The following is a 13809-nucleotide window of genomic DNA, read 5'->3' on the forward strand; positions in this document are numbered from 1 at the left end:
TCTCTTGCTCCCCTCCCGGGAGCAAGAGGGGTGGGTGCAGCAGCCTGTGAGACGTCAACCCACTGAAGAGCTACGGCTCGGTAGGAATCCCCGTGCCTTGTGTCTTTAGGCCGGGGAGGATGTCAAATTCTAACTTATTACAGTATTGTCGAGTCTGCTTCTGCAAAAGGTAGAGGTGATTCTTCTGGGAAAGTAGTGATGTCATTATTAACAAACGGAATTTGATCGGTAATTTGGAAACCAGTAATGTCAATATCACTGAATAGGATTCGAGCAGGAATTGGTAAAGTAGAAACAGGCAGACCAGATTGTAAAGTTGTCAATTCATTCAAGGGAGAATCAAGCATGATGCTCTGAATGCTATCAGGGTTTAATAGTAATGGATCGTTGATTTCTTCACCGAAATCTGAATCTAAACTACCAATGAGTTCATCAAAGTTAATACCTTCACCACCAGCAAAAGGGCGTTCAAAATCTTCTGGTAGATTTTCTAGAACTTCCTGGGGATTAAAATTTTCGTTTTGGTCTTCCATGTTTTTTTTCCTTAATAAGTAAAGTATTCTCAAACTACATTGGCTAGTGATGCAAACAGATGTAGAACATAAGTTTCATGTTTTTTCTAACTTGTTCAATCAGTTTGTGGCACGTTAAGTCAGCGCACCGAGACCGGTCCGATTAACTGAAAGCTTTGCACTGCAAAACTTTTAGTTCCTTAGACTTATGTGTTAGCTGAATTAATGTATCTGATTAAACAAGATGAAGATAGCGATGCGATCGCTTCTGACTAATATTGAGCTAGAAACTTAACAGGGTATTGCCCTACTAAGATTTGAGAGTTATTAAATTTATCTTTTGTCTCTTAAGTTTCTCACTTAAGTTATCAAGCATAGTAGCTAGATAAAATTTAGATGTCAAGTATTTGGAGAAAAATTTTTTCTCTACCAATAACTAAGTTTATAGATAGTTTCTAAAAATCCCTTGATACAAGTCTTATAGCAAATCTGGTTATCAAAAGCTGATTTTTCAAATTCCTCTCTAACCCTTCTGCCTTACCTTCACAATAAAGCTCCTGTCTAAACCAGATTTAGTATAAGATACTTTTAGGATGGATAAAAACTTATGAAGTTTTACCAGAAAATGCCACTCCTAAATCTGTAACTTAAGCCAGGAAAGCTAATAGGTGGTTCATTAGCTTCAAGATAGAAACAGAACCTCAAGTCACTGAAAAATTAGTTGATGTAGTTGGTGTAGATTTGGGTGTGAAATCACTAGCTACACTCTCAACTGGCGAAATATTTGAAGGCGCTAAGTCATACAAAAAGTTAGAGTCTAAACTATCACGACTACAATACCTAAACAGGCATAAAACCAAGTTTTCCCGTAACTGGGAAAAAGCACAGCTAAGAATAGCGAGACTGCACACAAAGATAGCTGATATCAGGAAAGATACATTGCATAAACTAACAACCTATTTGGCTAAAAACCACAGTCAAATAGTAATAGAAGACTTAAATGTATCAGGCATGATGGCTAATCAAAAGCTAGCCAAGGCTGTTGCTGATATGAGTTTTTATGAGTTTCGTAGACAGTTAGAGTACAAGTGTGATTTATATGGCTCTCAACTAATCATCGTTGATAGATGGTTTCCTAGTTCTAAGACTTGCAGTAGGTGTGGTCAGGTGAAGCAGTCTCTATCCTTATCAGAGCGTGTTTTTGAATGCGAACACTGCAATTTTAGCTGCGATAGAGACTTGAATGCAGCATTAAATCTAGCTATGGCGGTCAGTTCGACCGTGACAGCCTGTGGACTGGATAACGCCGACGTTGCCAGGTTGAAGCAGGAATAGAACAAGCTATCTATAGATAATCATAGATTTATGTAGATAATCGCAGGTTTCTAAGAACGGTTGTTTGTACCACTCTAAATTTCGGAGTTCTTTCAGAGGTAACTTTCGATCCCAAAGCTGAATGTAGGGAGGATTTTCGGGAGAAAAGTTAGCATGAGTAGCTATATGAATAATTTTAAATGTTTGTTGGCTCCGCTTTTTCTGGAGATTCTCTAAGGTAAAGGATTGATTAAGTAAAACTTCCCCTGACCATAATTTCTCTGTAATAGTTAAAACTTCAGTTGGAACACTAGGTAGAGTAGGTTTGTCTACAAATTCCGACATTCCCATTGCCAGAACTTCTGCATTTTCAAGCCTTTCATAATTAGCATTGGTTAGACTCAAACTGGGAATTAGACTAAAATTATAATTCTCAATCAAAAAATTTTGCCCGTCATACAAGGCAGCTAAAGGAATTGAATGTAACTCTTCATCCAAATAAAATAATAGTGTATTGATACCAGCCTCTTTTAAGTCAGCTTCCAAGGGAGCAATTAACCACTTATATAGTTGGCGAGCTGCCGGCCATCCTGTTGTTCTAGGATCGCTGACTTCCATATAAAATTCTTTTGCAATTCGATGGAGTTTGTTCAGTTCTACATCTGGAATGCTTTTGACAATTGTTTTACCATCTGGCAAAACCAACATTAAAGTTAGTCCGCTTGTGAAATTTTGTAGTTCGACACCTTCAATTTTGTCAGTCAATTGGTTTGGATGAGCGATCGCATAAATCGCAGCAGGTTTTTGTTTAGTTTGAGTCTCAATTTGACTAAAAATTTCTCGAATACTAGCTTCGGTTAAAATTTGTGCGGTTGGAAGTTGAGTATTAGTAGATGAAGGAGGCTGCACAACTGGATAATTCGTTATCAACTCTGAGTTAGTTTTACCAATTGGAATTCTTTCTTCAATGGCAGGTACTCTTGGTAAAGATGCTTCTGGTTGTACAGATAATCTAATTTCAGGATTATTCAAGAGTGCAACTGGAAAAGGTCTGATTTCTAGAATATTAGCTGTATCTGAGGGGTGAGGTTGTCTCCATGATAAAGGTTCTGACTCAAAGCTAAAATTTACCAATGGTGAAATTTCACTCCAATTTTTTGAAAGTTCAGAAGGACTATTAGAGTATTGTCTGGCAGAATAATTTGGAAATTCTGAGAAGCGAGGTTGTCTCAATGAGAAAGGTTCTGACTCAAAGCTAAAATTTGCCAATGGTGAAATTTCACTCCAATTTTTTGAAAGTTCGGAACGACTATTGGAGTATTGTCTGGCAGAATAATTTGGAAATTCTGAGAAGCGAGGTTGTCTCAATGAGAAAGGTTCTGACTCAAAGTTAGAATTTACCAATGGTGAAACTTCCCTCCGATTTTTTGAAAGTTCGGAACGACTATTGGAGTATCGTCTGGCAGAATAATTTGGAAATTCTGAGAAGCGAGGTTGTCTCAATGAGAAAGGTTCTGACTCAAAGTTAGAATTTACCAATGGTGAAATTTCACTCCAATTTTTTGAAAGTTCGGAACGACTATTAGAGTATTGTCTGGCAGAATAATTTGGAAATTCTGAGAAGCGAGGTTGTCTCAATGAGAAAGGTTCTGACTCAAAGCTAAAATTTGCCAATGGTGAAATTTCACTCCAATTTTTTGAAAGTTCGGAACGACTATTGGAGTATTGTCTGGCAGAATAATTTGGAAATTCTGAGAAGCGAGGTTGTCTCAATGAGAAAGGTTCTGACTCAAAGTTAGAATTTACCAATGGTGAAACTTCCCTCCGATTTTTTGAAAGTTCGGAACGACTATTAGAGTATTGTCTGGCAGAAAGATTTGGAAACTCCACAGCAATAGACTCAGCTTCTGGAATATTAGTCCTCTTATTAGACTGATTCTGAGACCTGGTTAAGAAAAGAGATTGTCTGGATAAAACAAATTCAGAAATATTAATAACTCTGAGCGACTGTCTGAATAAAGTTTTCCCTGAAAGAAGAGGTACAAAGGAAACTTCATCATTATCTTTATAAATTTCTACAGTTCCGGAAGCAATTCTACCTCGGCGTAAAGCTGGATTAAAATTCTCCGAATTAGTAAGCTCAATTGTGCCGTTTTCTCTGACCTTAATATTTGTTGCGTGTTCTTGAGTTCCACCTGTAAGAATTTGTGGCAAAGCTACGATGGGTAAACCTGGATTTTGCAAAATTGTCTGAGTAGGTACTTCTAAATTCAATAGATTTCCATTTTGCCTAATCTGAACCCAACTATTTTCCGGCGCTATTACGGTATTAACATTACCGTTAGGAGCATCAAGAATTCCCAAATTCAAAACATAGTTTCCTGCTAACCCAATGTTTTGTCCGTCTCTGACTCTTAAATTTCCTTGATTAATAATTATGCCTGATGCACCTGAGAAAACAAACCCACTAGGAGAACCCACTAATTCTGAGTAGTTGTTTGGAGCAAACGTATCAAAACGAGAGGAAGGAAAACCATTGATATTATTTCCAATATCAATTGCAGTTGATGTTGTAGCGAAAAATGAAGCAGGTATATCTAAACTAGCATTGGAGCCAAAAATTATTCCCGCAGGATTCATCAAAAATAAATTGGCATTACTTCCTGTCACCCGAATCATTCCATCAATCTGAGAAATATTTCCTCCTCTAACCCTTGTGAAAATATTCTGTGTTTCTGGAGTTGAAATAAAATTAACGGTTTCCCCAGTATTCAAATTAAACTGTTCAAAACTGTGGAATAAATTAGCTCGATCTGCCGAACGACTGCCTCCCCCAATATCCAAAGTTTGTGAATTTGGGGTTTGAGATGTAGGCATAACAACCGTTCCCGTTCCATCAGATGCCGGAATAATTTGGGCAAGAGTCGTTAACGGGAAATTTAAAATAGTTACTCCTATCAAAGTAGCTATTTTTGATAATTGATTCATCAACTTTCGCGGTTGTGGAAAACCAGTCAGTTTTAACAGCTAGATGGAAATAGCTGATGGGGTTTAACCCGTAGCCAAGTTAGTATCCCTAGAGGTTTTCGCTATATAATTTAACCACATTTCTTCAGCATCTTTATAAGATAGCCTAGCGGTACAAGGATTAAACTTAGTATCCAGAAACTTCACTGGCTCGTAGGTTTCAATCCACAAATGTGCGCCACAAGGTAAAGGTTCATCGGGCTTATAAACTATACGACAAGGACCAGAAATTTCCATTTGATAACCCATATCATTACGATTTGTTTGCTTCAATGAGATTACTGGAATCAACTGCTCGGGAGTCATTTCGGGATATGTCTTAATCATCTTGCCATTTGCTTTGATGAAATGTTGATTGACATGAATCTTGGTCGGATTCTCGCGCCTGCGATGACACCAGACACCTTTAGGGCCCCTCTTACCTGGTATAACAATAGGCATTTTTCTCTTTCCATAAACAGGAATTTGCCAAAATCCTTTCTTTTTGAATGCTCCTTTTATTCTACCTTGAGCAAGTAGAGATCTAACTCGTTGACAACAAATACCTAATAAAAAAGCTGCTTCTCTAGTTCCGATAATAGTCATTTATAGTCTAGCGCTATAGTTTTAAATTATAATTTTAATACCAAAAATACTATATCACTTTTTTAGTTAAGTAAATTATGTTATTTTCGCTACATTTAAGAATTTAGAATTTAAAATTTAGAATTTAGAATTAATTTACCAAAAAATTGTGGTTTAAAGCCTCCCCTTTTAAGTTAAGGGGATAATAAATAAAAATTTTCATCTCTTTGTCAATCCTATCCGTTTTCAAGGAGAGGTAATTGTTAATTATTCATTATTCATTGTTGAAAATACCTTAATTTCTTAACTTCTTAATTTACCTATTCCATAGCACTGCTCGCTCAGATATTTACAACTTTGAGAATAATTTTTAAATAAGCCAGAGTGCATTGCTATAAATCCTGATTTCTAAATTCTTTTATTCTTCTCCCAACTCCTGCTGCAATTTTTCCAATGACAATTTAACCTCATCTCCCCGTTGAAATTCCCCCAAATTTTCATACTTATTAGAAGCTAGTTTTAACCAACGAATTGCTTCCTCGTTACTACCTAAACTTGCATAAACTTCTCCTAAAGCAGCCTCAACTTTTGCCCTTCCAACAACATCATCAACTCCTGTTAATTTTACCGATCGTAAATAATAATTTTTAGCTAACCCAGGTAATTGAATCTGCTGATATATTTCACCCAACATTTGATAAATGGCTGAAGTAGGATTTCCTGCCTCTATATAAAGATTCTAAAATAGCGATCGCCTCTACGTTCAAATCATTTTGTTGGTAAAATTCAGCAATACTTAGTACCCGTGCTTCACCGTCTAACTTTTGAGTAAGTTCCTCAACTTTTGCCAGAATTTCTTGCTGTTCAGATTTTGAGACCACAGCAAATTCTCTTCCCAAATCATTTTCTTGTTGAGGAAAAGGCGACTTTTGATCGATCGAAGAGACCTGTGTATCAGTATGAATAATAACTGTATATTTAATATCTGTTTTTAAAGGAATTTCCCCTGAATAAAGCACTTGATTTTCACTAACTTCTGTTTCCCAAATATATTTTCCTGACAGACTTTTAATTATAACAGTATAACGAGTTGCATTTGTCACAGGATTCCAGGGCAAAATCAAGGGTTTATCTGGTAATAATAAAGTGTGACGTGGACTAATAATATAGGGGATTTTATCACTTTCTACTTGATTAATTCCACGAGTTGCATCTAAAGGAACACATCCATCTGAAGTTTCAACACATTGGGATTTAGCCTGTAAACAGCCATTAATTGTTTGAGATATACTATTTTTTTGTAAACTCCAAATTTCCCAGTTTGCATAACAAATTGCCATTAAATTTCCTTCTGATGTGAGTTTTATTTTATCGGTTGTATAGAGTTCTGTTCCGACAAAAACTGGATGATACTCTGACCAATTTTGACGCTTTAAAAATACTTTTCCATCTGCTTCAATAATTCGCCCAATTGGAGCTCGATCGACTTTTGTAGTAGCATTAGCTGGTTTAATTGTAATCTTATTTTTTAAATTAGTTACACCATTAACTAAAATCAACAACATGATAGTAAAGAGAGCAAAAAAGAATTTTAAATTCACAATTTTTCTCCTTCCGTTTGTAAACTTTGGCGGACTAAATTTTTCCATGTATTAGTTTCAGGATTTTGAGTGGATTTAATATTAATACAATTTTGTCTTACTTTCGTTAAACTGTCTACATCTGTAGGAACTTTCTCCAACAACTGTGCTAACAAACATTGTGCTGGAGCATTTTCATAATTTAGTTTAATTGCTTTTTTTAAATGAGATTGAGCTTGAGAGTAATTTAATTTCTGAAAATAAGCCCAACCAAGATTTTTATGCAGGTTTGATTCTACCCTTTTAGTGAAATCAAAAGGATATGTTTGACGTATTTCAGACATAAGTTGCAAACCAAGGTTTAGATTATTAATTGCTATTTCACTATTTCCATCTAACCAAATTTGTAGACGGGATAGATTATTAATTGCTGCGACTGCCACATAATAATTATTTCTTGCTGGAGCAGAATCAATTGCCTGTTGATATTCAGTTTTAGCACATCCAAAATCTTGTCTAGTTTCACAAATTAATCCTAACTGAAGATAAGAAGCTGCATTTTCAGGATTAAATTTTAGGGCTAGTTTATAATAAAATTCAGCCTTGCCTAAATTACTATTTTGATACTGTTCAAATCCAATATTTGTGAGCTTCTTATCAAAAGTCGGAAAAATCCAAGTTTGGATGAAAAAAGGAATTTTTGGTAGAAGTAAACGAGACCCTATAAATCCCATTAAAATTAGAACTAAAAATTTCCAATAAAGCTTAATTTGTGTTTTTGATTTAGTCTTTGCAGCAATTTTTTCTGATAATTCTTTAGATTTTTTGAGAATAAATCGTGTATGTTTAGGTCGCCTTTGTGGAATAGGATTCATTAACTCATCAATAAAATCAGCCAGTAGAGGTGAAATTTGAGGAGCATAATTCCTCCAGATAATTTTGCCAGTTTTTCCCTCAGTTGGAAAATTCATAGGAGACTGACCTGTAAGTAAATGAACAAAGGTACGACCTAAGGCAAAAAAATCAGATTGTAAGACAGCTTCTCCAGTCATTTGTTCTGGTGCAGAATATCCTAAAGAACCTATTTTTGTTGTACCCCAATCTCCTACTCCAACTGTGCCAAAATCAATTACAGTTAATTGTCCGTTTGGTCTCAAAATTAAATTAGAAGGTTTTAAATCTCGATGAAGTAAGTTTTGACTGTGAAGCTGATCCAAAATTTCTGTAATTTGTTGTAACCAATCTAAAGCTTCATCCTGATAAATTTTCCCATGATTTATCAACCACTCCTCTAAATTTTCACCTTCGATTTTTTCCATAACTAAACAATGGAGTTGTTTAGAACTTTTATGAGGTGAAACTGTAAAATAACCATTCGGTTCAACCCGAGGAATTCCAGGATGACGCAACCACATTAATACCCTTGCTTCTTGTTTGAACAATCGAACTAAATCAGGATTATTGTCATATTTCAAAACTTTTAAAACTTTCAAACTTCCCCAATCTTCTAAACCCATTCCCCAATCTTCTACTTCAAAAATTTTTGTAGGATGTGCAGGTTGTGGTTGTCGTAAATATCGAACAATCCGATAGCGATTTTCAATCAACAATGCAGTGCCACAAGCTTGACAAAAATCAAGCTCTTCTGGATTTTTACGATTATTACATTGAGAATTGATACAGTAATTCATAATATAGGGAATAGTTCAACAATTAATAATTAATAATTAATAATTAATAATTACTTCTCCTTGAAAAGAAGAGGATTGACTCAAAGGAAAAAAATTTTTTTCCTTTAAAGGAGAGGCGTTCAACCTTAATTATTCGGTAATAGGGAGTAGGGAAAAAACTTGTTATTTATTGAATTTTCCTATATTGCAAAATCCAGGTCTTCCCGAACTACAAAAAAATCAATGTAATAGATAGTATTTTTTGAAAGTGGTAAGTAGTTGTGCAAAAATAATTAGATAAAATCCGTTTATTGTGCATTAAAAAAAATCTCCAATTGCTATAACTACACTCATATTTCTAATTCTTTATCCTCCTGTTTGCGGAGCATTCCGTAGGAAATTCAGCAATTATGAATTCTGACTCAGACTCGACTTAACCATTCTATAACTGTTTAATTGGATTTGATATTACACATATTTAGGGTCTGCTGAATAAAGTCTTTTTGTTGGGGTAGGAGACAGGAGACAACCCACCCCTAACCCCTCCCAGGAGGGGGACAGGAGAAATGGGAATGAACGAAGAGATAGGAGTAAAAATTGTCTCTTAATTTTTCTGCCATAATCACCCCAAAATACTAGCTTTTTGAGCTTTTTCTACCGAAAAAATGGTACTTTTTTAGAATATAAAAACGCTAAAACCTATATCAGCCAATGCTTTGGTATTTAATCAGCAAGCCCTATTTAACCAAGGAATGTATAGCATAAAAACAAAATACATATTTATGAAATTATGAGATTTATTAGAGGCTTAAATCCAGATATTAGAAAGCTTTTAGAAATAATGACACCAAACAGCTTACTTCAATATCTCAAAAAAGTGCTTAATAATTTAGGAAAAGAATATTTCAACAATTAATAATTAATAATTAATAATTAACAATTACCTCTCTTTGAAAACGGATAGGATTGACGCGGTAGGGAAAATTTTTTCTTCTCTTGGTCGATTGGATATGGCTCTGAGACCTCCCCATCCCACCCTATGGGAAGCTCCGAAGAACGACCGCTTTTTTCTCCTTTAAAGAAGAGGCTTTCAACCCTAATTATTAGGTAATTAATTTTGCTTATGCACTTATAAGATAACTGGATATAACTTTCTTCCTTCCTCCTTTTTCCTTCTTCAATTAATTTTGCTTATGCACTTATAAGATAACTGGATATAACTTTCTTCCTTCCTCCTTTTTCCTTCCTCCTTCTTCCTTCCTCCTTCTTGCTTCAATGAATTGCACTAATAATATTTTCTAGATTTTGGGTAATATATTCTCCCTCAAAAAATTGTTCTTGTAAATTTGATAAACTTTCCTCTAAACGTTTAATTGCTAGATTTAAACCTCTAGCATTAGTAAATAATCTCGACCTGAGTCGGTTCATAACTAAATCCAAAATAGAATAATGTTTTTTACTATTCTCAGAAGGTTCAAGGGGATAAAGTTTTAACAAACGAATTCCTTCCAAATCTTGATTTTTAATCAATCTCACCAACTCTTCATCCACCTGATAAACAAACTGTTCAATGGCATATTTCATCACCACAGGTTGAAGACTAAAATAAATTTGACCCTGTTTTTGACTCTTTTCTATCAATGAACGTCGTCCAAGAGAACCAACTATTTCTAATAATTCCGATGCTGACAGAGGAAATAAAATTTTTTCTTGCAGTTGAGATAAATTTATAGGTTGTTGTTCAAGAGCTAACCAATACATCAACTCCTTCTCCGCTACAGATAATCTTTGAAAAGGTTGATCGAGTAAAGATCGAACATCTCCCATTAAAAGCGTATTTTTAATAAAGTCTCCAACTTGACCAGCATATAATTCTTGAACCATTCCCGAAATAATCTTGACAGCTAAAGGATTACAACCATAACGTTCAATCAGACTCACCCAATCTTTACTCACAACAAATCCTCGTTCTGCCAAAATTTTTTGGGAAATTTCTTCAGAACCAATCACCTGTAATGAGCGAACTTTTTGCCCTTCCAATTGACCTAAATCTTTCAACTTCTCAGAACTTGCCAAAATCAAACAACTTTGATGCGGCTCTTCAGCAATTCGTTGAATGAATTTTCCATAGTCTGTAAAACCATCACCATAATAACCTGCTAAATCCTGACAACTTAGAATCATTTCCACATCATCAAGAACCAACAAACAACGATTACTGCGTAAAATCTCCATCAGTTGAGAAATTCCAGTTTCAATATCCTCGAAGTTGCTTAATGGTTGAGGGGATAAAAATTGGATCAAATCGGTCAAAATAGAACGGAGTGGTATCTTTTGACGTAGCGATCGCCAAATTACAAAATCAAATTTATCTGCATTTTGTTTAGCAAATTTCACCGCCAGGGTGGTTTTTCCCATTCCCCCCATCCCTAATAGAGCAACTAACCGACAACGATTGGTTAAAGTCCATTGACTTAACTGAGACAATTCTTTCGTCCGCCCATAAAATGTTTCCACATCTGGAGCAGCATTCCAATCTTGGCGAGAAATTAAGCTAGAAGTTTTAGGTTCAGCAGTCTGAGGTAAAAATTCTTCAGATTGACTTTGCTCCTGATACAGAGCCACCAACAATTGCTGTAACTTAGCCATTTTTCCTGGCCCTTTACCTAAAATTTGAAACTTACGATAGGTTTCACCCAGTCTTTTACGAACCGTTTCTGGCTTAAGTTTTAGTTGTGTGGCAATTGTGGCGATCGACTCTCCTTCCAGTAAAGCCTTAGATAAAACTTCAAGCTCTGTATCTGAGACACCATAACTACTTGCAACTTGTTTAAGAAAATTTTGAGGAATCAAGGTCATTTCAGTTATCAGTTATCAGTTATCAGTTATCAGTTATCAGTTATCAGTTATCAGTTATCAGTTATCAGTACCTCCTGATAATTAGGGAGGCTTGAGACCAAAATTTTTTGGTCATACTTTAGTATCCCAAAATACAGCGCTACACAAATACGTTAGGACATTCCTCTTGTTGTCTATTACCTTGCGACTAGCCTCCTCCGGAAGGGCTAAAGTTAACTTCGTCGCGGAGTCGCACCGCTATTCCCTGTTACCTTACAACCCAAATTTATCGTCCTAACCAAAAGAAGTAGTGCTATAGAAATTCTCTTAATATTATACACAATTTTGGGTAATAAGTGAGATTTTTTTAGTAACATAGCTATAAATAGAAACTTATGTGATTCATGGACAACCAAATCTTGAGTAGGAAATTAGTATAAAAATCCCTGTCTAGGCAAGTATTTATACTGTATAAATTATCTTCATTGACCAAAAAATAAGCTCTCAAGCCTCCCCTTGGCTGCCCCACGAGCTACCGCTCTACAAGGGGATGAAAAAGCGGTCGTTAGCGCAGTTTCCCGAAGGGTGGGGTGGCGAGATCCCCTCGCCATATCCAATCGACCAAGACAGCGGTCGATATTCGTAGCTTCCCGTAGAGTGGGATGGCAAGGAAACCTGCGCCATATAATTGACCAAAAGAAAATTTTCAAGCCTCTGGCTTTAGGCAGACAGAGGTACTGATAACTGATAACTGAAACCCACATTCCGCAAGAGTAAAATTTTCCGGAAAATATTCAGCATAGATACTAAATAAAAATCTAGCGGTAATCAAAAATTAAATCAATTATCCCGTAAAAATCATCAATTATTTCCCCCTAATTCCTACTTCCTACTCCCTCTTTTCCGGAAATGTCTAATGTATAAAAAATTAAATCCGGATTACTAATACCAAATTGAAATGAAGCTGTATAGAATAATATTTCAAGCATAATAGACCGCAGTCCATTAATGGATAATGGATAATTACCTCTCCCTTTTAGGTAAAGGATTGACCAATAAGGAAAAAAATAATTTTTTTCCCTTTGAAAGGGGAGGCTAATAAAGGTGAATTATTTAATTATTAATTATTAATTATTCGGTAAGTGTAGATAGATATAGATCGATTTAATGAATTTCAAATTCTATCCAACCTCATATAAAACTGGTATAAGTAGATTGACTACTCCCCTGGCTCTCTGCCGAGGGGATTCTAAGCAGATACTGCGCAACAGGATAAATCCGTGTTGCTCCGTTTCTTCTTAGCTGACCAAAGATACACTCTTTGGGGACAATTTCCGCGGTGCCCCTACACAGTCGGCTTAAGTTTAACCCATGCTTTGCTGCTTACTTTTGTGATTATATTTGCAGCCGCGTTACAGTCTGCATTAATTAACCAATTATTACTACTCCTATACAAACCACGCTTTATTCTTTTTCCTGACGGTTTCCAATCATCGGGTTTTTCACCATAAATAGGCAGATCGTTACCATCTAAAAACGAAGCAATACTTGTATAACTTTCCTCGGTTTCTATGAATATAATCCCATACTCAGAAGATAATTGAGCTATTCTTTCTTTGAGTCTAGCTGTAGGAATTGGTACAAATTCTGAATTCTTTTTATGACCATTATCTATTTGATTTTTCTGACCTTTATTCCAACCAAATACAATTGTACCAATAGAATTTTTGTGCGCAATGATTAATTACTATTCTAGCTGCTTTGTTAATACCCAAATCGCATTTGGCGGTTACGCTTTTCTGTAATTGCAGCCAGTTTATTTGACCAAAATCCAGTCGGTTTATTTTCTTTGATAGTTGATACTTGTTTGTTGTACCAACGATTCATTGATTTGAGATGTTTACCATCTATAACCCGCGCTTGTACCCACATTCGATACACAGGTCAACCAATTATATCATGTCCGGTTGAACAGTTATAAATAAACGATGAAGGAGTCAGGAGTCAGGAGTCAGGAGTCAGGAGGGAAGAAAGAAGAAGAAGGAGAAAGTTTTTTTTATCACTAATTATCCGGACATGATATTATTTACACCATGGTCAATTCCTAATACATTTTCTTGATTTAATTGAGGTTTAACTACTATTTCTTTTTCATAGACAAATTCCAAATAAAAACATCTGTTCCTCGGTAATATCCTCAGTTCTTTAATAGAAGCAAAGTTGAGATTACTCGGCATTGGAATTAAAAAGCAATCTAGACCAAACCAGCGTTTACAGGTATTACAAGCGTGGCACTCTAATTTG

At 35.5% G+C, this 13809-nt stretch carries 10 protein-coding genes and 1 pseudogene; 2 read left to right on the forward strand and 9 right to left on the reverse strand.

All coding sequences use genetic code 11. The features are described from left to right. Positions 1-137 precede the first annotated feature (137 nt). Positions 138-533, reverse strand: coding sequence for a hypothetical protein (locus F6K54_RS04380; RefSeq protein WP_293075009.1), 396 nt, complete (start codon positions 531-533; stop codon positions 138-140). A 648-nt stretch (positions 534-1181) separates the two neighbouring features. Between F6K54_RS04380 and F6K54_RS04385 the strand changes: the two are divergent. Beyond that, positions 1182-1847 (forward strand): annotated as a pseudogene (locus tag F6K54_RS04385) (RNA-guided endonuclease InsQ/TnpB family protein); the annotation flags it as partial. A gap of 6 nt (positions 1848-1853) precedes the next feature. On the opposite strand, the gene F6K54_RS04390 reads toward F6K54_RS04385, so the two are convergent. The 5 genes from F6K54_RS04390 to F6K54_RS04410 form a co-directional block, all read right to left on the reverse strand. Further along, the gene (locus tag F6K54_RS04390) at positions 1854-4814 is read right to left on the reverse strand and encodes a CHAT domain-containing protein (RefSeq protein WP_293075012.1); all 2961 of its coding nucleotides are present in this window, start codon (positions 4812-4814) and stop codon (positions 1854-1856) included. Between the two features lie 63 nt (positions 4815-4877). Continuing rightward, entirely contained in the window at positions 4878-5438 is a 561-nt protein-coding gene (locus F6K54_RS04395; RefSeq protein WP_293075015.1) for a hypothetical protein, read from the reverse strand. 397 nt (positions 5439-5835) lie between these two features. Beyond that, the gene (locus tag F6K54_RS04400) at positions 5836-6111 is read right to left on the reverse strand and encodes a hypothetical protein (RefSeq protein ID WP_293075018.1); all 276 of its coding nucleotides are present in this window, start codon (positions 6109-6111) and stop codon (positions 5836-5838) included. Beyond that, complete coding sequence (locus tag F6K54_RS04405; protein ID WP_293075020.1) at positions 6101-7018, reverse strand: hypothetical protein; 918 nt, start codon at positions 7016-7018, stop codon at positions 6101-6103. Before F6K54_RS04405 ends, F6K54_RS04400 begins: the two co-directional genes overlap by 11 nt. Further along, complete coding sequence (locus tag F6K54_RS04410) at positions 7015-8688, reverse strand: protein kinase (protein WP_293075023.1); 1674 nt, start codon at positions 8686-8688, stop codon at positions 7015-7017. Before F6K54_RS04410 ends, F6K54_RS04405 begins: the two co-directional genes overlap by 4 nt. A 769-nt stretch (positions 8689-9457) precedes the next feature. On the opposite strand from F6K54_RS04410, the gene F6K54_RS04415 reads away from it, so the two are divergent. Further along, a complete protein-coding gene (locus tag F6K54_RS04415; protein WP_293075025.1) occupies positions 9458-9583 on the forward strand; it encodes a hypothetical protein in 126 nt (41 codons plus the stop codon). A 356-nt stretch (positions 9584-9939) separates the two neighbouring features. Here the strand turns inward: F6K54_RS04415 and F6K54_RS04420 are convergent, their stop codons facing one another. From F6K54_RS04420 to F6K54_RS04430, 3 genes are all read right to left on the reverse strand, one after another. After that, positions 9940-11526: an NB-ARC domain-containing protein gene (locus F6K54_RS04420; RefSeq protein ID WP_293075028.1), complete on the reverse strand. Its 1587-nt coding sequence runs from the start codon at positions 11524-11526 to the stop codon at positions 9940-9942. A 1743-nt stretch (positions 11527-13269) separates the two neighbouring features. After that, complete coding sequence (locus tag F6K54_RS42685) at positions 13270-13437, reverse strand: hypothetical protein (RefSeq protein WP_366558054.1); 168 nt, start codon at positions 13435-13437, stop codon at positions 13270-13272. Positions 13438-13571: 134 nt separating this feature from the next. Next, the gene (locus F6K54_RS04430; RefSeq protein ID WP_293075031.1) at positions 13572-13742 is read right to left on the reverse strand and encodes a hypothetical protein; all 171 of its coding nucleotides are present in this window, start codon (positions 13740-13742) and stop codon (positions 13572-13574) included. Positions 13743-13809 lie beyond the last annotated feature (67 nt).

Source organism: Okeania sp. SIO3B5 (genome assembly GCF_010692555.1).
Taxonomy (GTDB): domain Bacteria; phylum Cyanobacteriota; class Cyanobacteriia; order Cyanobacteriales; family Microcoleaceae; genus Okeania.